Annotated in this window: 17 protein-coding genes; 7 read left to right on the top strand and 10 right to left on the bottom strand. The window is 58.7% G+C overall.

The window, feature by feature from the left end; all coding sequences use genetic code 11:
* Positions 1-29: 29 nt before the first annotated feature.
* From yacG to coaE, 3 genes are all read right to left on the bottom strand, one after another.
* Positions 30-212 (bottom strand): DNA gyrase inhibitor YacG, encoded by a 183-nt coding sequence (gene yacG / locus ACL2XG_RS11370; RefSeq protein WP_410016623.1) that lies wholly within the window; start codon positions 210-212, stop codon positions 30-32.
* 93 nt (positions 213-305) lie between these two features.
* Positions 306-1,061, bottom strand: coding sequence for a cell division protein ZapD (zapD, locus tag ACL2XG_RS11365; RefSeq protein WP_410016407.1), 756 nt, complete (start codon positions 1,059-1,061; stop codon positions 306-308).
* Complete coding sequence (coaE, locus tag ACL2XG_RS11360; protein ID WP_410016406.1) at positions 1,058-1,681, bottom strand: dephospho-CoA kinase; 624 nt, start codon at positions 1,679-1,681, stop codon at positions 1,058-1,060. The genes zapD and coaE overlap by 4 nt, the downstream gene beginning before the upstream one ends.
* Positions 1,682-1,872: 191 nt before the next feature.
* Between coaE and ACL2XG_RS11355 the strand changes: the two genes are divergently transcribed.
* Positions 1,873-2,916, top strand: coding sequence for a GMP reductase (locus tag ACL2XG_RS11355; protein ID WP_410016405.1), 1,044 nt, complete (start codon positions 1,873-1,875; stop codon positions 2,914-2,916).
* Between the two features lie 135 nt (positions 2,917-3,051).
* On the opposite strand, the gene hofC is transcribed toward ACL2XG_RS11355, so the two are convergent.
* From hofC to nadC, 4 genes are all read right to left on the bottom strand, one after another.
* A complete protein-coding gene (gene hofC / locus ACL2XG_RS11350) occupies positions 3,052-4,257 on the bottom strand; it encodes a protein transport protein HofC (protein ID WP_410016404.1) in 1,206 nt (401 codons plus the stop codon).
* Entirely contained in the window at positions 4,254-5,477 is a 1,224-nt protein-coding gene (locus ACL2XG_RS11345; protein ID WP_413722144.1) for an ATPase, T2SS/T4P/T4SS family, read from the bottom strand. The genes hofC and ACL2XG_RS11345 overlap by 4 nt, the downstream gene beginning before the upstream one ends.
* 3 nt (positions 5,478-5,480) lie before the next feature.
* Positions 5,481-5,921, bottom strand: coding sequence for a prepilin peptidase-dependent pilin (ppdD, locus tag ACL2XG_RS11340; RefSeq protein ID WP_410016402.1), 441 nt, complete (start codon positions 5,919-5,921; stop codon positions 5,481-5,483).
* A 212-nt stretch (positions 5,922-6,133) separates the two neighbouring features.
* Positions 6,134-7,024 carry a carboxylating nicotinate-nucleotide diphosphorylase gene (gene nadC, locus ACL2XG_RS11335; RefSeq protein ID WP_413722145.1) on the bottom strand — a complete coding sequence of 297 codons (891 nt, stop codon included), beginning with the start codon at positions 7,022-7,024 and terminating at the stop codon, positions 6,134-6,136.
* A gap of 93 nt (positions 7,025-7,117) precedes the next feature.
* Here nadC and ampD point away from each other — a divergent pair, with 93 nt between their 5' ends.
* Positions 7,118-7,696 carry a 1,6-anhydro-N-acetylmuramyl-L-alanine amidase AmpD gene (gene ampD, locus ACL2XG_RS11330; protein ID WP_413722146.1) on the top strand — a complete coding sequence of 193 codons (579 nt, stop codon included), beginning with the start codon at positions 7,118-7,120 and terminating at the stop codon, positions 7,694-7,696.
* Positions 7,693-8,547, top strand: a complete 855-nt coding sequence (ampE, locus tag ACL2XG_RS11325) for a beta-lactamase regulator AmpE (RefSeq protein ID WP_410016399.1) — start codon at positions 7,693-7,695, stop codon at positions 8,545-8,547. The genes ampD and ampE overlap by 4 nt, the downstream gene beginning before the upstream one ends.
* A 39-nt stretch (positions 8,548-8,586) precedes the next feature.
* Here the strand turns inward: ampE and ACL2XG_RS11320 are convergent, their stop codons facing one another.
* The 3 genes from ACL2XG_RS11320 to ACL2XG_RS11310 all read right to left on the bottom strand — a co-directional run bounded on the left by ACL2XG_RS11320 (position 8,587) and on the right by ACL2XG_RS11310 (position 12,552).
* The gene (locus ACL2XG_RS11320; protein WP_410016398.1) at positions 8,587-9,546 is read right to left on the bottom strand and encodes a family 43 glycosylhydrolase; all 960 of its coding nucleotides are present in this window, start codon (positions 9,544-9,546) and stop codon (positions 8,587-8,589) included.
* 27 nt (positions 9,547-9,573) lie between these two features.
* Positions 9,574-10,977 (bottom strand): glycoside-pentoside-hexuronide (GPH):cation symporter, encoded by a 1,404-nt coding sequence (locus ACL2XG_RS11315; RefSeq protein WP_410016397.1) that lies wholly within the window; start codon positions 10,975-10,977, stop codon positions 9,574-9,576.
* A gap of 198 nt (positions 10,978-11,175) precedes the next feature.
* Positions 11,176-12,552, bottom strand: coding sequence for an amino acid permease (locus ACL2XG_RS11310; RefSeq protein WP_410016396.1), 1,377 nt, complete (start codon positions 12,550-12,552; stop codon positions 11,176-11,178).
* A 580-nt stretch (positions 12,553-13,132) separates the two neighbouring features.
* Here ACL2XG_RS11310 and pdhR point away from each other — a divergent pair.
* From pdhR to lpdA, 4 genes are all read left to right on the top strand, one after another.
* Entirely contained in the window at positions 13,133-13,897 is a 765-nt protein-coding gene (gene pdhR, locus ACL2XG_RS11305) for a pyruvate dehydrogenase complex transcriptional repressor PdhR (protein WP_162363949.1), read from the top strand.
* 262 nt (positions 13,898-14,159) lie between these two features.
* Complete coding sequence (gene aceE, locus ACL2XG_RS11300; protein WP_410016395.1) at positions 14,160-16,829, top strand: pyruvate dehydrogenase (acetyl-transferring), homodimeric type; 2,670 nt, start codon at positions 14,160-14,162, stop codon at positions 16,827-16,829.
* A 15-nt stretch (positions 16,830-16,844) separates the two neighbouring features.
* Complete coding sequence (gene aceF, locus ACL2XG_RS11295) at positions 16,845-18,761, top strand: pyruvate dehydrogenase complex dihydrolipoyllysine-residue acetyltransferase (protein ID WP_413722147.1); 1,917 nt, start codon at positions 16,845-16,847, stop codon at positions 18,759-18,761.
* A gap of 232 nt (positions 18,762-18,993) precedes the next feature.
* Positions 18,994-20,421 carry a dihydrolipoyl dehydrogenase gene (gene lpdA, locus ACL2XG_RS11290; RefSeq protein ID WP_413723545.1) on the top strand — a complete coding sequence of 476 codons (1,428 nt, stop codon included), beginning with the start codon at positions 18,994-18,996 and terminating at the stop codon, positions 20,419-20,421.
* Positions 20,422-20,865 lie beyond the last annotated feature (444 nt).

Raw genomic sequence — 20,865 nt, 5'->3', positions numbered from 1 at the left:
TCCGGCCCCGCCCCGGGGCCATATCACTTTCAGCGCTGATCTTCGCTCCAGTCTTCGCTATCGGTAAGCTGCGTATCGCTGGGGATAACTTTTTCCTCATCGGCCCATTCGCCGAGATCAATCAGCTGGCAGCGTTTACTGCAAAAAGGCCGGAACTTGCTCTGCGCAGTCCACTCAACGTCCGCGCCGCAGGTGGGGCAGTTTACTACCATGATATCGTCACTCAATGTTAACTCCTGAAACCTTGCAAATCGGGTCGGCTGTCACGCCAACCGATGCTCGACCCGTTATCTTAACGCAATTGATCAACAGCAGGCCAATTCAAAGGACAAACGGTTCGGCACCACGCCGTTTTCGCTGTCCAGGGATAAGAACCGGATGGCGTAGCGGGTTTTATGGCCGGAAACCTGCGGGTAAAGCTGGGACACCAGCGGGATGCGCATACGCAGCAAATCGGCGTCCTCGGCGTTATCCTGGAAAAAGCCGTTCAGGCTGATCTGGTTTTTAAAGGGTTCCGAATGCCGGACCAAATCCAGCGTAATGGTTAACGCGCTGTGCAGCGGGTCAAATGTTTTCAGCCACAGATTCACCTGCTGATCGCGCACGGTCTGCGGCAGATGAAGCCAGATATGCAGGCCGGGCAAATCAAAGCTGCAGCAGCCGCCGGGAATGGACAGGCGCTGGCGCACCGAGCCGATTAAACGGTCCTCGCGTACCGCCTGTCCCAGGCGCGGCGCGGCCATCAATACTGCGGCGCACTGTTTGAGTTCGCTGCGCAGCGCCCTGACGCGCTCACTGTCGACGCCGGGCACGCCGTCCCACTGCAGCATTTTCTGCTGCTGGCGGTCCAGTTCCTTGAGCATTTCAGTGCGTACATCGCCACGCTCAAGCACATCCAGCAAATCGGAGACGCTGCGAAAAAACGGCAACGCGCTTGAGATGTCAGTCAACGTCGGATAGTTATACAGTTGCTGCAGTAAAAATTCCAAACGCAGCCAGGTGCGCATTTTTTCATTTAACGGATGCTCAAACAGCACCGTGGTCGAGTAGACGTCACTCATTTTAATTCATCCTGTCGGGTTGCTGATGCCGCAAGCTGAAGGTAACGGCGGTGCAGTTTTGCCACCTCGGCCGTTAGCGCTTCGGGACGCCCGCTATTATCTATAATATCGTCGGCACAGGCCAGACGCTGTTGGCGTGAAACCTGCGCGGCAAGAATGCTTTTGACCTGGTCGGGGCTGATGCCGTCGCGGCTTAGGGTGCGGGCAATCTGGATCTCTGTCGGCACATCGACCACCAGTACCCGGTCCGCCTGGGACTGCAATTGGTTTTCAATTAACAGCGGCACCACCCATAATACGTAATGTCCATCGGCGCGGGCCAGTTGTTGCCGGGTTTCTTGTTGGATAAGCGGATGCAGCAAACGGTTAAGCCAGTCCTTGTCGGCGGGTGAACTGAACACGCGCTGGCGCAGCAATGCGCGGTCAAGTCGTCCGTCGGGCAGCAGGATCCCGGCGCCAAAACGGGCCTGTATGGCACGCAGCGCGTCGCTGCCCGGTTCTACAACCTGGCGGGCGATAACATCGGCGTCGACAATCGTGGCACCCAGTGCGGCGAAGGCATTGGCCACGGTACTTTTGCCACTGCCGATTCCCCCTGTTAATGCAACAATATAACGCATACAGTCTACTGACTCCTTACTGTATTCCTTTCTGCCCGTTTGCAGGTAAATTGCTACGATTGTAGCGTATATCGGGCGGTTTTCGCAGTCTTGCCGTAAGAATAATCCGGCGTATGATACCGTCACTGGAATTGGCATTCTGTACCCGAAACTTATAAGCGACCCGTCGCCATTGACCAGGAAAAACCGTTATGCGTATTGAAGAAGATATCAAGTTAGGTTTTAAAGACGTCTTGATCCGCCCCAAGCGTTCTACCCTCAAGAGCCGCTCCGACGTCGAACTGCAGCGTGACTTTACCTTTAAGCACCCCGGGTGCTCCTGGTCGGGCGTGCCCATCATCGCCGCTAATATGGACACCGTCGGCACCTTTCGCATGGCGGAAGCCCTGGCATCCTTTGATGTCGTGACCGCGGTGCATAAACATTATAGCGTGGAGCAATGGCGCGCTTTTGTTGCGCGGGCCCCTGAATCGGTATTGCGGCATGTCATGGTCTCGACCGGCACCTCGGAAGCGGACTTCGTGAAAATGAAGCATATCCTGGCCCTGTCGCCGTTATTGACCTTTATCTGCATCGACGTGGCGAACGGCTATTCCGAGCATTTCGTTAATTTTGTGCAAAAAGCGCGCGCGGCCTGTCCCAATAATGTCATCTGCGCCGGCAACGTGGTCACCGGTGAAATGGTGGAGGAATTGATCCTGTCTGGCGCCGATATCGTCAAGGTGGGTATAGGACCGGGCTCGGTATGCACCACCCGCGTCAAGACCGGCGTAGGGTACCCGCAATTGTCGGCGGTGATTGAATGCGCGGACGCCGCCCATGGCTTAAGCGGCCAGATTGTCAGCGACGGCGGCTGCTCGGTGCCGGGCGACGTGGCGAAAGCCTTCGGCGGCGGGGCGGACTTTGTCATGCTGGGCGGCATGCTGGCCGGCCATGACGAATGCGAGGGCACGCTGGTGGAGGAAAACGGCGAAAAATTCATGCTGTTTTACGGCATGAGCTCCGAGTCGGCCATGAACCGCCATGTGGGCGGCGTGGCGCAGTACCGGGCGGCGGAAGGTAAAACCGTCAAGCTGCCGCTGCGCGGGCCGGTCGAACACTCCATACGCGATATCCTGGGCGGATTGCGCTCGGCCTGTACCTATGTCGGCGCGTCCCGCTTGAAAGAACTGACCAAACGCACCACCTTTATCCGCGTGGCCGAGCAGGAAAACCAGGTGTTTACCCAGCTGTAGCCTGTTGCGGTCCCATAGATGGCTATCATGCGAATGATAGCCATCCTGCGGCCCCACGCCTGAAGTCTGCATCCGCCTGCCTCAGATCCGGTCCGGCGTGTTCCTGCGTATTACCATCCCATCACCGGGACGGCGTCAGCCGTGGCCAAACAGATCGCCCATTTGCAGCAGCGGCAGATAAAGCGCCATCACCAGCGCGCACACCAGAGCGCCCATGATCAACAGCAGCAGGGGTTCGGCCAGCTGCGCCAGCGCGTCGGCGCGCCGTTGCGCCTGTTCCTCATGCATGCTGGCCAGCCGGCGGAATACCTCGTCCAGCGTGCCGGAAAACTCGCCGGTCTTGATAAGCTGGTGGCAATGGCGCGGGAACAGGCGATGGCGATAAAACGCCTGATGCAGCGCATATCCCCGCTGTATATGCCGCCGTAATTGCAGCGCCGCCTCGCGGTACAAGGGATGGCCGAGGGTGCGCGCGGCAATCTCCAGGCCATTATCCAGCGGCACGCCGGCAGGGTGGGTCATGGCCAATGTCTGGAACAACTGGTAAAGCGCGTGATGACGCAGCAGCGTCCCCACCGCGGGCAAATATAACACCCCCGCCTGGAGGCGCCGCCGCCATCGGTCATGGTAATGGCAGAACCGCCGGTAAACCAGGGACAGCAGCGCTACCCCGGTAAACAATGCCGGCGCATGCTCTTCCACGCCTGCCGCTGCGGCCAGCAGGCAGCGGGTCGGCCAGGGCAGGGGCAGATTGATGGCGGCATAGAGCCGGGAGAATTCCGGCAGAATCCATGCCAGGAGCAACCCCATGACCATCGTTGCCATCAGCAGGATAAACGCCGGATAGCGCAGCGCGCCCGTCACTTTTTTTGTTAACCTGCCGAGCCGTTCCTCATGGTCGGCGAGCGCCAGGCAGCAGCGATCCAGCCGGCCGGTCAGCTCGCCGAGCGCCATCATGGCGCAATAAACCGGTGGGAAGACCTGGGGAAAGTCGGCCAGGGCCTGGGACAGGGTGTGGCCCTGCTCGATCTTTTCGCCCAGCAGGCGCAGCAGGCACCGCCAGCCGGCGCGCGGGTGATCTTCCGCCAGCAGCTCCAGACTCTCCCGCAGCGGCAGCCCCGCGCCGAGCAGCGTCGCCAATTGGGCGGTCAGCGCGGCAAGCTGATGCCTGCGCCAATAGCCGGCCCCCAGATAGCCGGCGGTACGCAGGTGAAACGGTTGCAGATCCCGGCGGATCAACTGCCGGCGCGCCGAGGTTTTATCCCGCCCGAGGATCTGCCCGGCACAGGCTTCCCCGGCGGAGGTAACGCCGCGCCAGGAGTAAAGCCAGAAGCCGGTCATGCCGGTTCACCCAGTACCCGCGCCAGCTCATCAAGGGAGGTCACTCCCCGCGCCGCCAATACCAGGCCCGCGCGCCAAAGTCCCGAGGGACCTGGCCGGCCTTTGCGGTTGAACGCCGCGTCGTTCATGGTACGCCCTGCCGCCTGTGCGGCATTGCATGGGCCGCTTTGGCGACTTTCCTCGGGGTACGCACCGTCATGGGGGGAGGGCTGCGCCGGCAACAAATGAAAAATGCCGCGCCGGCCGGCATAACCCTGGTGGCACTGTTCGCAACCCACGGCATGCCATTGACGGCGAGGCGCCCAGCCCGGCGGCAGCCGCAGCGCCGTTTGTTCCGGCGCGCCTGCCTCGCGGCGGCATAGCGGGCAGAGCTGCCTGACCAGCCGCTGCGCCATCACCAGCAGCAGGGCGGAGCGCGCCAGCTCGGCGTCCAGCCCGAACTGGCTAAGACGGGCCACGGCATCCGCGGCGGAGCGGGTATGCAGGGTTGCCAGTACCAAATGACCGGTCTGGGCGGCGTTAACCGCCATGGCGGCGGTCGCGCGATCGCGGATTTCACCCACCATGACCACATCGGGATCCTGGCGGAGCAGGGCGCGCAGCAACGCCGGAAAATCCAGCCTGGCCTTGGCGTTGACCTGGCATTGGGTCATGCCCGGCAGCGACATTTCCACCGGATCCTCCACGCTGCAAATATTCAGCCTGTCGCGCGCCAGGGTATTCAGCGCGCTGTAAAGCGTCATGGTTTTACCGCTGCCGGTCGGCCCCGTGAGCAGAATCAATCCCTGGGGACGGTGCAGCAGGCGCAGGAACCGCCGGCGCAGGGCCGCCGGCATGCCCAGTCGCTCCAGGGCGAGATCTTCCGGCGCCCCGCGCAACAGACGCAGCACCAGCTTCTCGCCGCGCAGCGTCGGCAGTGTGGAGAGCCGGCACGAGCAGTGCCTGTCAGGCGGTCCGAAGACAAATTGCCCGTCCTGGGGCAGGCGCCGCTCGGCGATATCCAGCCGGGCCATCATCTTTAAGCACACCAGCAGGCGCGCAGCAAGTATTGGCATGCAATTGGCGCTTTCCCGCAGCAGGCCGTCTACGCGCAACCGGATGCGATACTCGGCCGCGCCCGTGGGTTCGATATGGATATCCGACGCCTTGAGCGCTTGTGCCTGGTTGAGCAGCGCGTCGATATAATCCCGCAGCGCCGTGTCATCGTAGGTTGCCGTCACCCGCTACTCCTCCGCGCCATCCATGTGAAACAGCGCCTGGCAAGGCCCGAGCAGATGCCGGGCGTTCTCCATGGCGCGGCAGTCGCTGCCCCAGCGCAGCCCGTCGCCGTGCCGTTTGGGCGTCAAGGCCAGGGTCAGGCCCTTCAGCGCCTGTCTGCCGGTCAGGCTGATGACGCCGTCCTGCACCGTGACCCGGTCGACATAACGCGAGGCCATGCCCTCGGGTATGCCGTCCTGGCCCGCCTGGCACTCCCGGACCTCGCCGCGCTGCAACGCGCACAGCTCCACCGCCGATTTATAGGGGGCCAGCATCTGCAGCATATCCGTCATGGCGGCTTTATCCAGATAGCGCTGGTAGCCGGGCAGGCCGATAGCGCTGAGCATGGCGATAATGGCGATTACCACCATTAATTCCACCAAGGTAAATCCCTGTTGATTAAACATGCGTTTCCCTCGCAGCCGATCCTGCCCCGACCTTACCGGCAACGCCTTCGGCCGGCCAGCGGCGGGTCGCCATACGGGATAATGGTTGGCAAAAAAAACGCGATGAGTGACCTGATGTTTAGGAATTTTGCGTAGGATGCCGCAAAATTAAGGATAAGGAGGGGGGAAAGGCCTTCGGAGATGACCGAAGGCCTGTGGTATGGGATGCCCGGCTACTGGAACCGCATCGACAAGTCCAGCGCGCGGATATGTTTGGTCAGCGCGCCCACGGAGATATAGTCCACCCCGGTTTGGGCAAATTCACGGAGCGTGTCCAGCGTGACATTGCCCGAGACTTCCAGCAGGGCGCGCTTTTGTGTGGCCGCCACCGCCCGCTGCATATCGGCCGGCGTAAAATTATCCAGCATGATGATATCGGCGCCGGCGTCCAGCGCCTGGCGCAGCTCGTCCAGGGTTTCCACTTCCACCTCCACCGGCACATCGTCGCGCAGGGCCAGTGCGTTGGCCACCGCGTTGGCGATAGAGCCGGCGGCGATGATATGGTTTTCCTTGATCAGGAAGGCGTCCGCCAGCCCCAGGCGGTGATTGCCGCCGCCGCCGCACAGCACGGCGTATTTCAGCGCGGTGCGCAGGCCGGGCAGCGTCTTGCGGGTATCGAGCAGTTGGGTCCCGGTGCCGGCCAGAAGATCAACGTAACGTTTGACCTCGCTGGCCACCCCGGACAGCGTCTGCACAAAATTCAGCGCGGTGCGCTCGCCGGTGAGCAGCAGATGCGCGGGGCCGCTTAAACGGCACAGCGGCTGGTTGACGCGGATCGCATCGCCGTCCTGTACCTGCCACGCGACGGAAACACCGCCGCCGAGCTGGGCAAAGACTTCCTCCAACCAGCGCTGGCCGCAGAAAATACCGTTTTCCCGGGTGATGATCACCGCGCTGGCCTCGCTCTCCTGCCCAAGCAAACGGGCGGTGATATCGGCTTTGGCGTCGGTGGTGCCGCCCAGGTCTTCGCGCAGGGCCTGGGTGACGGATAAGGGGATATCATGCTGAATACGCTCAAGCAATTCGGCCCGGCGGCGTTCGACGTTATAACGGCGTGTCGGCATAAAAAACTCCGAAATAGCGGATAAAGGGAATCGGAGAAACATGCTACTCTGTTGCTGGGATAAGTACCACCGCCGGTCTGCGCGAGGTGAATAATGCGGTTGGAAAATGGCTGGGTGCCGGGGGTCAGGCACGTGTTGTCGCCGCATTGCGATGAGCGGCCCGCGCACGAGGCGCCATCGCTATTGGTCGTGCATAATATCAGCCTGCCGCCGGGCCGCTTCGGCGGCGGGGATATCGACCGGCTCTTTACCGGCACGCTCGATCCCGCGGCGCATCCCTTTTTCCGCCAGGTTTATCAGTTGCGGGTTTCCGCGCACTGCCTGATTCGCCGCGACGGCGAAATTGTCCAGTACGTGCCGTTTGATAAACGCGCCTGGCATGCGGGCGTATCGACGTTCGACGGCCGGGAACGCTGCAATGATTTTTCCATTGGTATCGAGCTTGAAGGCACCGATAATATCCCTTACACCGACGCGCAGTACCACCGGCTGGCCGCGCTGACCGCCTTGTTGATGCGGCATTATCCGATTACGCCGGCGCGCATTACCGGCCATAGCGCTATCGCCCCGGCGCGTAAAACCGATCCCGGGCCGTCGTTTCGGTGGCAACATTACCTGCGGCTGGTTGCTGCGCGCTGCGGGGACATAAAGAAGGAGAGTCAGGGTTCATGACGCTGTTTACGCTACTATTGGTTTTGGCCTGGGAACGCCTGTTCAAGCAGGGCGAGCACTGGCAGCTGGATCACCATCTGGAACGGGTGTTTGTCCGCATCCGTCATGCCTCCCTGGCCCTGACCGTTTTAATGGCCCTGGGCTGGATGATTATCGTGGCGCTGTGCCTGCGGCTGCTGGCTAACTGGTTTTTTGGCGTGCCGTTGCTGGTGCTGTGGATCATCATTTCCCTGTTATGCATCGGCGCCGGCGGCATCCGTAAGCACTATCGGGCCTATTTGCGGGCCGCGGCCGCCAGCGACGGCCACGCCTGCGACGCCATGAGCGAAGAACTGGCCTTGATCCACGGCCTGCCGGTGGATTGCGATAAAGAGGAGCGTCTGCGCGAACTGCAGAACGCCCTGTTGTGGATAAACTTCCGTTTTTACCTGGCGCCGCTGTTCTGGCTGGTGGTCGGCGGCCCGTACGGTCCGGTGGCGCTGGCCGGCTATGCTTTCCTGCGCGCGTACCAAACCTGGATGGCGCGCCGCTCCACGCCACTCAAGCGCGCGCGTTCCGGCATCGATATGCTGTTGCACTGGCTGGACTGGATTCCGGTGCGTCTGGCGGGGGTGGCCTACGCGCTGCTGGGACACGGTGAAAAAGCGCTGCCCGCATGGTTTGCGTCCCTGGCGGATGTGCATACCGGCCAATATCAGGTATTAACCCGGCTGGCACAGTTCTCGCTGGCGCGGGAACCGCATCTGGACGACGTGCTGACGCCGCGCGCGGCGGTATCGCTGGCGAAAAAAATCACCCAGGTGATTGTGGTGGTGGTGGCGCTGCTGACCATCTACGGCGCGCTGGTTTAACGCCGTCAGCGCCACCGCCCGGCGTGGTTATCCGCCCGGCTAACCCGCGGTGTCCGCCGGTGGTTCGCCAAAGCGGGGCATGCCGTCCTCATCCCAGTCAAAGGCTTTAACCCGGGTATGCCGGTTGGGGTCGTACAACGGATCGCCGGTAATTTCCGTATACGGGCGGGCGTGATAGACCAGCACATCCTCGCCCCGTTCCCCAATGGTAAAGCTGTTATGGCCCGGCCCGAACTGCCGGTGTCGCCTATGGGTGCGGAACACCGGCTGCGGCAGCTTATGCCACTGCGCCGGGTCGGTAATATCGGCGTCAGCGTCGGCCCACAGCAAACCGATACAATAATTCTCGTCGGTGGCGCTGGCCGAATAGGTAATAAACAGCCGTCGCCCGTGGCGGATAAACGCCGGCCCCTCGTTAACCCAAAAACCGATGGTTTCCCACGGCAGTTCAGGACGGCTAATCATCACCGGCGCGGTGTTAAGCGAGGTGGGCGTCGCCAGTTCGGCCAGGTAAAGATTGGAGTTGCCCCGAATAGCCGGATCTTTCTGCGCCCACAGGTAATAATGCTTGTCCCGGTGGACAAAATGCGTCGCATCCAGCGAAAAGGTATCGAGCGGCGTTATGATGCGGCCTTTTTCACGCCATCGCCCGGTTAATGGATTGTCATCGGCGCACTCCAGCGCAAACATACGATGCTGGAACAGCCCGTCGACAATGTCAGGCGTTTTGGCGGCGGCAAAATAAATAATCCATTTCCCGTCGATAACATGCAGTTCAGGCGCCCAGATCAACGCGCTCATTTCGCCGGTGGCCGGCTTGCGCCATATCACCGCCGGCTCGGCCCGCGCCAGGCCGGCAAGCGTGGTCGCGCGGCGGATCTCCAGCCGGTCGTATTCCGGCACCGAGGCGATAAAATAGTAGTACCCGTCGTGATGGCGGTAGATAAAGGGGTCGGCGCGCTGCTCTATCAGTGGGTTCGGCCAATGTCCTTCGGTCATGATAGCGTCTCCTGTTTATTCTGCGGTTTACGGATGTTTGGTTTCCAGCAGGGAGTCCTCGCGCCAGGCGCCCAGTTCATGATAATTCTCCCGGCGTTTTTCCAGATCGTCCTGGATTTGCCGCATCAGTTGCCGATCCACTTTCAGCAGCCTGACCACGCCCGCGGTGATAAGATAACCGACGCCCGGGATCACGGTAAACAGCAGCACGATGCCCTGGACGGCGCCGGGACTTTGCGTGATGGCGTCACCGCGATAGCCATAGGCGGACAGGATAAAACCGACAAAGGCGCCGGCCACCGCCAGTCCGACCTTCAGGAAAAACAAATTGCCGGAAAAGCTGATGCCGGTAATGCGTTTGCCGGTTTTCCACTCGCCGTAGTCATCGACGTCCGCCATGAGCGACCAGTGCAACGGCGAGGGGATCTGGTGCAGGATATTGAGCAGGAAATACATCACCAGGATAAGCGTGGTCAGATGCGGATCAAGGAAATAGAAACCGCAGGAAAACAGCGCCAGGATAATATTGGTCCAGAAAAATACCTTCAGCTTGCAAAAGCGGTCGGTCAACGGTTTGGCCAGCCAACTGCCGATCATCATGCCCACGACCCCCAGGCTGATAAACATACTGGCGAACCCGGAGGTTTTATCCATGGCATAGGTCACGTAGTACATGGTGGCCGCCATGCGGATAAAACCGGGACAAACGTTAAAGAAGGTCAGCAGCAGAATGCGTACCCATTGGTCGTTTTTCCAGATATCGCGCAGATCGGCCTTCAGCGCGTCATGGGTCGGGATCGCCGGTTTAACGCGTTCGCGCACGGTGGCGAAGCAGAATAAAAACATCAGGCAACCGATAATCGATAACACCGTCATCGCCCATTGAAACCCCTTGGCCCGGTTGCCGCCGCCAAACCAATCCACCATCGGCAGCAGGGTGAGCGAAATAATCAACGTCGCCACGCCGACCAGGATAAAACGCCAGGACTGGCAGGAGACCCGCTCCTGCGGATCGCTGGAAATCACTCCGCCGAGTGAACAGTAGGGAATATTAATGGCGGTGTAAATCAGCGACATCAGGAAATAGGTGGCGAAGGCATACACCACTTTGGCGCCGTAGCTCCAGTCCGGCGTGGTGTACATTAAAATGCTGAACACCGCGAACGGCACCGACAGCCACAGCAGATAAGGCCGGAACCGGCCCCATTTGGAGCGCGTGCGATCGGCGATGGCGCCCATGATCGGGTCGGTGACCGCGTCTATAATGCGCACCGACAGCAGCAATACGCCCACCAGGGCCGGCGCCAGGCCGAAAACGTCGGTGTAAAAATAGGCCAGGAACATGGTAATGGAACCCCATACCATATTGCAGCCGGCATCTCCCATGCCGAAACCAATTTTTTCCGTTAATGACAAAGCCTGTGTTTTCATGGATCTACTCTCCGTTGTAAACAAGACATGAAGTACAACAGGCAGTATTGGCCTATTCGGCGTGAAAGGATCGGCAGGATCGGGTTGATGAAATGGACAAACGGGTCATAACGGGAAATTTGTGAAGGCGCCGGCATTTTGTCGCGCAGGCCGGCGGAAAGAACTTTGCGCGGCCAGCCAGGCCGCGCAGAAGGCGGCTTAACGGCTCAGTTCGCCGGACGCGCGCTGATTTTTCTGTTTAAAATAAAAGCCGATGCCGAGCAGGCAAAGCCACACCGGGATCAGGTAGACCGAAATTTCCATGCCGGGGGTCATCAGCATCACCACCAGGATCGCCGCCATAAACAGCAGGCACAGATAGTTGCCGAACGGGTACCACAGCGCCTGGAATTTCGTCACCCTGGCCTGGCGGGCCATGGCGCGGCGAAACTTCAGGTGCGCCAGGCTTATCATGCCCCAGTTGATGACCAGGGCGGAAACCACCAGCGCCATCAACAGGCCGAAGGCTTTTCCGGGCATCAGATAGTTGATCAGCACGCAAACGGCGGTCGCCAGGGCCGACACGCCGATCGCCATGACCGGTACGCCACGACGATCGACCGCCGCCAGCAGCCTTGGGCCGTTGCCCTGGCGCGCCAGGCCGTACAGCATACGGCTGTTGCTGTAGACGCAGCTGTTGTATACCGATAGCGCAGCGGTCAGCACCACCAGGTTAAGGATGGTCGCCACCCAGTCGCTGTTGAGCGCATGGAAAATCAGCACAAAGGGACTGCCGCCTTCCACCACTTTGCTCCAGGGATACAACGACAGCAGAATAGCCAGCGAGCCGATATAAAACAGCAGGATGCGATAGATGACCTGGTTGGTGGCTTTGGGTATGCTTTGCTCCGGGTTATCGGCTTCGGCGGCGGTAATGCCCACCAGCTCCAGGCCGCCGAACGAAAACATGATGACCGCCATCGCCATAATCAGGCCGCTGACGCCATTGGGGAAGAACCCGCCCTGGGCCCAGAGGTTGGTCACGCTGGCGTCCGGGCCGCCGTGGCCGCTTATCAGCAACCAGGCGCCAAACACAATCATCGCGATAATGGCGACGACTTTGATAATGGCAAACCAAAATTCCATCTCGCCGTACACCTTGACGTTGGCGAGGTTGATGACGTTAATGACGATAAAAAATAGTGCCGCTGAGATCCAGGTCGGCAGGCCCGGCCACCAGTAATTCATATAAATGCCCACGGCGGTCAGTTCCGCCATGGCGACCAGTACGTACAGCACCCAGTAATTCCAGCCGGAAGCAAAGCCGGCAAAATCGCCCCAGTATTTATAGGCAAAATGGCTGAACGAACCGGCTACCGGTTCCTCGACCACCATTTCCCCTAATTGACGCATAATGAGAAAGGCGATAAAGCCGCCGATGGCATAGCCCAGGATCACCGACGGACCGGCCATTTTAATCGTTTGGGCAATCCCCAGGAACAAGCCCGTGCCGATCGCGCCACCTAAGGCAATAAGCTGAATATGGCGGTTTTTTAGCCCGCGTTTCAGCGTCTCTCCGCGCTGTTTACCATCCATCGAAAATCCTCTTTTAGTACGGTCTGCGGACCATCCCAGTGTAAAATTGCGGTCTGTAATCCCTGCATTACGTTTTATGTACGTTATATTTTACGTTAGCCGTCGAGCTATTTTTTGTCGCGGGCTGTCGTTGGCACAAGAATAGTGGTATGCAAAAAAGTTTGCACCTGATTTATGGGGTCGGACGGGAAAATACAAAACCCGCATGATCTGACGCATTTTCCAGGAGAGGCGGTAAAAAAAGGATGTTGTAAAAAAAGATGTAGCAACAATGTTATTGTTACACTTTGCCAGGCAATATTTGCTTATTATTTAATCTAAAATATTGGCTCAAACGGTTCAGCTTGGAGGATTGAACGTTGCAAAATGGTTAAATATGTCATTTCTCAAATTCAGTGGATGGAACTGGATAGTTATCAAATTGCAGCACAAGCTTAGTGCAATTGTTTAAATGTGCGGTGTTTCATGATTTAGGTCAAAGCCGTCATGGACAGGAGGTGAATACTTTGTTACTTTAGCGTCACGTTTATGAAATTGGTATTACCAATTGACTCCGCGCCAATCGCAAAGATGATTATAAATGGCCTATAGTAAAATCCGCCAGGCAAAACTTTCGGATGTCATCGAGCAGCAACTGGAATATTTGATTCTGGAAGGGACGTTGCGTCCCGGTGAAAAGCTGCCGCCGGAGCGCGAACTCGCCAAACAGTTCGACGTTTCCCGTCCCTCCCTAAGGGAAGCCATCCAGCGTCTCGAAGGCAAAGGCCTGCTCCTGCGCCGCCAGGGCGGCGGGACATTTGTTCAAAGCAATCTTTGGCAAAGCTTCAGCGACCCACTGGCTGAACTGCTGGCCGAACACCCGGAATCACAATACGATCTGCTGGAAACGCGCCATGCCCTCGAGGGGATTGCCGCTTATTACGCCGCGCTGCGCGGTACGGAAGAGGACCTCGACCGCATTCGCGATTGCCACCAGATTATCCAGCAGGCCCAGGAAAACGGCGATCTCGACGCCGAAGCCGATGCCGTACTGCAGTATCAAATCGCCGTCACCGAAGCCGCCCATAATGCGGTTTTATTGCATTTGGTGCGCTGTATGGGGCCGATGCTGGAAAAAAACGTACGTCAGAATTTTGAATTGCTCTACTCGCGCCGGGAAATGCTGGCGCAGGTGAGCAGTCACCGCGCCGGGATCTTCGCGGCGATAGTGGCACGCGAGCCGGAAAAAGCGCGCGAAGCTTCTCACCGCCATCTGGCGTTTATTGAGGAAATTTTGCTGGACCTCAGTCGGGAACACAGCAGGCGCGAACGATCGCTGCGCCGGCTCCAGCAACGCAAGGACTAAGCCTCCGGCGACGGGAGCTATGCCCTAAATAATTCGAGTTGCAGGAAGGCGGCGACACAGCGAATCCCCGGGAGCTTACTCAAGTAAGCGACCGGGGTGAGTGAGGAATGCCAACGCACCTGCAACTTGAAGTATGACGGGGATAAAACGGCAACGAAATAATGAGCCTGTCTTCGTGTGTTCTAACGCATCGGCGCCAACGAGCACAGGAAGACAGGCTCCAACTAAATCAATTTAATAGCGATAGATAAGGAACACCACCATGTCAGAACGTTTATACAATGACGTGGATCCGATCGAAACACGCGACTGGCTACAGGCGATCGAATCGGTTATCCGTGAAGAGGGTATTGAGCGCGCACAGTTCCTGATTGATCAGGTACTTGATGGCGCGCGTAAAGGTGGCGTCAGCATCGCTGCCGGTGCCTCGGGCCGTAATTATATCAACAGCATTCCGGTTGAAGACGAGCCTGAGTATCCCGGCAATCTGGAATTGGAGCGCCGCATTCGCTCCGCTATCCGCTGGAACGCCGTTATGGCGGTACTGCACGCATCGAAGAAAGATTTGGATTTGGGCGGCCACATGGCGTCGTTCCAGTCGTCCGCCACCATTTATGAAGTCTGCTTCAACCACTTCTTCCGTGCGCGCAACGATCAGGACGGCGGCGATCTGGTGTACTTCCAGGGCCATATTTCCCCCGGGATCTACGCCCGCGCCTTTATCGAAGGCCGCCTGACCGAAGACCAGATGAATAATTTCCGCCAGGAAGTCCACGGCAAAGGCCTGCCTTCCTATCCGCATCCCAAGCTGCTGCCTGAGTTCTGGCAGTTCCCGACCGTTTCCATGGGCCTGGGGCCGATCAGCGCCATCTATCAGGCTAAATTCCTCAAATACCTCAACCACCGCGGCCTGAAAAACACCACCGCGCAGACGGTATACGCTTTCCTGGGCGACGGTGAAATGGACGAACCGGAATCCAAGGGCGCGATCACCATCGCCACCCGCGAAAAGCTGGACAACCTGGTCTTTATCATCAACTGTAACCTGCAGCGCCTGGACGGCCCGGTTACCGGCAACGGCAAAATCATCAACGAGCTGGAAGGTATCTTCGGCGGCGCCGGCTGGGAAGTCATTAAGGTCATCTGGGGCAGCCGTTGGGATGAACTGTTGCGCAAGGATACCAGCGGCAAGCTTATCCAACTGATGAACGAAACCGTCGACGGCGACTACCAGACCTTTAAATCGAAGAACGGCGCCTATGTGCGCGAGCATTTCTTTGGTAAGTATCCGGAAACCGCCGCGCTGGTCAAGGATATGAGCGACGACGAAGTCTGGGCATTGAACCGCGGCGGACACGATCCGAAAAAAGTTTTCGCCGCGCTGCAAAAAGCGCAGAAGACCACCGGCAAGCCTATCGTCATCCTGGCCCATACCATTAAAGGCTACGGCATGGGCGAGACCGCGGAAGGCATGAACATTGCCCACCAGGTCAAGAAAATGAACATCGACGGCGTGCGCTATTTCCGCGATCGTTTCAATCTGTCCCCGGTGGTGTCCGATGAGACCATCGAGCAACTGCCCTATATCACCTTCAAGGAAGGTTCGGAAGAGTATGAATACCTGCATGCCCGCCGCAAGGCGCTGCACGGTTACCTGCCGACCCGCCTGAAGAACTTTACCAAGCCGCTGGAGCTGCCGACCCTGGCGGACTTCGGCGCGCTGCTGGAAGAACAGAAAAAAGAAATCTCCACCACCATCGCTTTTGTCCGTGTACTGAACGTGATGCTGAAGAACCCGTCGATCAAGGATCGCCTGGTGCCGATTATCGCCGATGAAGCGCGTACCTTCGGTATGGAAGGGTTGTTCCGCCAGATCGGCATCTACAGCCCGAACGGCCAGCAGTACACCCCGCAGGACCGTGAGCAGGTCGCTTATTACCGTGAAGACGAGAAAGGCCAGATTCTGCAGGAAGGGATTAATGAACTGGGCGCGGCGTCGTCCTGGCTGGCGGCGGCAACGTCCTACAGCACCAACGACTTGCCGATGATCCCGTTTTATATCTACTACTCCATGTTCGGCTTCCAGCGTATCGGCGATTTGTGCTGGGCGGCGGGCGACCAGCAGGCGCGCGGCTTCCTGATCGGCGGCACGTCGGGGCGCACCACCCTGAACGGCGAAGGTCTGCAGCACGAGGACGGCCATAGCCATATCCAGTCGCTGACCATCCCGAACTGTATCTCCTACGATCCGGCGTACGCCTATGAAGTGGCGGTCATCATGCATGACGGCCTGACCCGTATGTACGGCGAGGCGCAGGAAAACGTCTATTACTACCTGACCACGCTGAACGAAAACTACCATATGCCGGCCATGCCCGAAGGCGCGGAAGAGGGGATCCGCAAGGGTATCTATAAACTGGAAACCCTTGACGGCGCCAAAGGCAAGGTTCAGCTGATGGGCTCCGGCGCCATCCTGCGCCACGTGCGCGAAGCCGCCGGGATCCTTTCCCGGGACTACGGCGTCGGCTCCGATGTCTATAGCGTGACCTCCTTTACCGAACTGGCGCGCGACGGGCAGGATTGTGAACGCTGGAACATGCTGCACCCGGCTGAAAAACCGCGTGTGCCTTATGTCGCCCAGATCATGAGCGATGCGCCGGCGGTGGCCTCCACCGACTATATGAAACTGTTTGCCGAACAAATCCGCAACTTTATCCCGGCCAGCGAATTCCGGGTATTGGGTACGGATGGCTTCGGTCGTTCCGACAGCCGCGAAAACCTGCGTCATCATTTTGAAGTGGATGCGTCTTACGTGGTCGTGGCGGCGCTGGGCGAACTGGCCAAGCGTGGCGAAATCGACGCCGATGTGGTCGCCAAGGCGATCGCCAAGTTCGGCATCGACGCGGACAAAGTTAACCCGCGTTTGGCATAAGAGGTAGAGAAATCAATGGCTATTGAAATTAACGTACCGGATATCGGTACCGATGAAGTTGAAGTCACCGAAGTGCTGGTCAGCGTGGGCGACAAGGTTGACGCCGAACAATCGCTTATCACCGTCGAAGGCGACAAGGCCTCTATGGAAGTACCCTCGCCGCAGGCGGGGGTGGTCAAAGAGCTGAAAGTGGCGGTGGGCGATAAAGTCACCACCGGCAAGCTTATCATGGTCTTTGAAGACCAGGGCGGCGCGACGGAAGACAGCGCGCCGGCCAAGGCCGAGGCGTCAAACGATGCCAAGCCCGCCGAGGCGAAACCGCAGTCGGGCGGCGCAGCGGAAAGTAAAAATGTCGAGGTGCCGGATATCGGCGGCGACGAAGTGGAAGTGACCGAAGTGCTGGTCAAGGTCGGCGATACCGTGGCGGCCGAACAGTCGCTGATCACTGTCGAAGGCGACAAAGCCTCGATGGAAGTCCCGGCGCCGTTTGCCGGTAAAGTCACTGAAATCAAGGTCAATACCGGCGATAAAGTCAGCACCGGTTCGTTGATTATGGTGTTTGAAGTGGCGGGCGCGGGTGGCGCATCCGCCGCGCCGGCCCAGGACAGCAAGCCGGCCGCTGCCGCGCCGGCTCAATCCGGCGGCACGAAAGACGTCAATGTGCCGGATATCGGCGGCGACGAAGTGGAAGTGACCGAAGTGATGGTTAAGGTCGGCGACAAGGTCAGCGCCGAGCAGTCGCTGATTACCGTTGAAGGCGATAAAGCCTCGATGGAAGTCCCGGCACCGTTCGCCGGCACGGTTAAAGAGATCAAAATCAGCACCGGCGACAAGGTTAGCACCGGTACCCTGATCATGGTCTTTGAGGTGGAAGGCGCGGCTCCGGCCGCGGAGAAGACCGAGACCGCCGCCGCCGCGGCGCCGGCGCCCGCATCGCAGGCCAATAAAAACGCCGCGGCGGCGGCCCAGCCTAAAACCGAGGGCAAGAGCGAGTTTGCCGAAAACGACGCCTATGTGCACGCCACGCCGGTTATCCGTCGTTTGGCGCGTGAGTTCGGCGTTAATCTCGGCAAGGTGAAGGGGACCGGACGTAAAGGCCGTATCCTGCGCGAAGATATCCAGGCCTACGTCAAGGATGCGGTAAAACGCGCCGAGGCCGCTCCCGCAGCCGGCGCCGGCGGCTCTCTGCCGGGCCTGCTGCCGTGGCCGAAGGTGGATTTCAGCAAATTCGGCGATACGGAAGAAGTCGAACTGGGCCGCATCCAGAAAATTTCCGGCGCCAACCTGCATCGCAACTGGGTCATGATCCCGCACGTCACGCAATTCGACGAGGCGGATATCACTGAAGTGGAAAACTTCCGTAAACAGCAGAACGCCGAAGCGGAAAAGAAAAAGCTGGATGTGAAAATCACCCCGCTGGTGTTTATCATGAAGGCCGTGGCCAAGGCGCTGGAGGAACTGCCGCGCTTTAACAGCTCGCTGTCCGAGGATGCGCAGAAGCTGACGCTGAAGAAATACATCAATATCGGCGTGGCGGTGGATACGCCGAATGGCCTGGTGGTGCCGGTGTTCCGCGACGTGAATAAGAAGGGTATCTTTGAGCTGTCGCGCGAACTGGCGGAGATCTCGAAAAAGGCGCGTGACGGTAAACTGACGTCCTCCGATATGCAGGGCGGATGTTTCACCATCTCAAGCCTTGGCGGCATCGGCGGCACGGCGTTTACGCCTATCGTCAACGCGCCGGAAGTAGCGATCCTCGGCGTGTCCAAATCGGCGATGAAACCGGTATGGAACGGTAAGGAATTTACGCCGCGCCTGATGCTGCCGCTGTCCCTGTCCTATGACCATCGCGTCATCGACGGCGCGGCGGGTGCCCGGTTTATCAGTTTCATCAACAACGTAATGTCCGATATTCGTCGTCTGGTGATGTAAGCCCGAGGCCGGCCCCAGGGCCGGCCTGATTGTTTAATGTGACGCTGCCGGTTGGGCGCATTTTCCCCCGGCAGGGCAAACAGGTCACGCGCCGTCCGAACCCGCTTTGCAGATTATTAACATTTCTGTAAACTGGTTTTGATGGAGGCGTCCCGGTGGTATCGGCGCGTTATGCCTTTAATTCGTCAGAAAATTAACGCCTTACCGCTGGTCAAACAACTAAGAGGTCATGATGAGTACTGAAATCAAAACCCAGGTCGTGGTACTTGGGGCGGGCCCGGGGGGATATTCCGCCGCCTTCCGTTGCGCCGATTTAGGTCTGGAGACCGTGCTGGTCGAACGTTACGCGACACTGGGCGGTGTTTGCCTGAACGTGGGCTGTATTCCTTCCAAGGCGCTGCTGCATGTCGCCAAGGTGATTGAAGAAGCAAAAGCGCTAAGCGAAAACGGCATCACTTTTGGTGAACCGAAAACCGATATCGATAAAGTACGTACCTGGAAAGAACGGGTTGTCAACCAGTTGACCGGCGGACTGACCGGTATGGCCAAAGCCCGTAAAGTGAATGTCGTGCACGGAGTGGGTAAATTTACCGGCGCCAACACCCTGGTGGTGGAGGGCGAAAAAGGCACCACCACCATCAATTTCGACAATGCGATCATCGCCGCCGGCTCGCGGCCGATCACCTTGCCGTTTATTCCCCATGACGACCCGCGCGTATGGGATTCCACCGACGCGCTGGCGCTGCGCACCGTGCCGGAAAAGCTGCTGGTCATGGGCGGCGGCATTATCGGCCTGGAAATGGCCACGGTGTATTATGCGCTCGGCTCCAAAATCGACGTGGTCGAAATGTTCGATCAGGTGATCCCGGTGGCGGATAAGGATATCGTCAAGGTCTACACCAAACGCATCAGCAAGCAGTTCAACCTGATGCTGGAAACCAAGGTGACCACGGTGGAAGCCAAGGAAGACGGCATTTACGTCACCATGGAAGGCAAGAAGGCGCCCGCCGAGCCGCAGCGCTACGATGCGGTGCTGGTGGCTATCGGCCGCGTGCCGAACGGCAAGCTGCTTGACGCCGGCAAGGCCGGGGTGGAAGTGGACGATCGCGGTTTTATCCGCGTCGATAAACAGCTGCGCACCAATGTGCCGCATATCTATGCCATCGGCGATATCGTCGGCCAGCCGATGCTGGCGCACAAAGGCACTCACGAGGGCCACGTGGCGGCGGAAGTTATCGCCGGCAAGAAACATTACTTCGATCCCAAGGTCATCCCCTCGATTGCCTATACCGAGCCGGAAGTGGCCTGGGTCGGCGTGACCGAGAAAGAAGCGAAGGAAAAAGGCATCAGCTACGAAGTGGCCACCTTCCCCTGGGCGGCGTCCGGCCGCGCCATCGCTTCCGACTGCCAGGACGGCGTCACCAAGCTGATATTCGATAAAGAAAGCCATCGGGTGATCGGCGGCGCGGTGGTCGGCGTCAACGGCGGCGAGCTGCTGGGCGAAATCGGCCTGGCCATCGAGATGGGTTGCGACGCTGAGGATATTGCGCTGACCATCCATGCCCATCCGACGCTGCACGAATCGGTCGGCCTGGCGGCGGAAGTGTATGAAGGCAGCATTACCGACCTGCCGAACGCCAAGGCCAAGAAAAAGAAATAATCAAGTCTGATTAAGATTGGCTGATGGCTCCCTCAGCTCAGGAGCCGCGCCGGAAATCTAGAAAAATTTTTATACTGTGCAAAAATCCGGGAAAGTTTGCGTTCCTGGATTTTTTTACGCCTATTTTGCCTGGTCCTGCTCTTATCCCCCTTGGAAGCTACCCGAAATCCTCTCTTTGATTAAAGGTTTTCAAGATTATTAAAGATCGGGCAGCGGGCCTTGGAACATACATTTCAATAAACCAGGCATCCGTGGCATAACAGCACATCACGCCCGGCAAGCGTGGCCTGACATTGCATGACATAGCCATGCAGGTTTTACCACTACCCGACGCATCTGCAAATACTGTTATTTTTCAGTGGAATCGCAGCGCAGATATATTAAGAGAAGTCGAAATCCATAATCAGGCTGGATGCCGGTTATACTTGGCCTCCGGGTAATAAA

It is taken from the genome of Sodalis sp. RH24 (assembly GCF_047324145.1).
Taxonomy (GTDB): Bacteria; Pseudomonadota; Gammaproteobacteria; order Enterobacterales; family Enterobacteriaceae; genus Acerihabitans.
The sequence above is the reverse complement of the archived record's forward strand: the minus strand, read 5'-3'. Positions and strand labels throughout refer to the sequence as shown.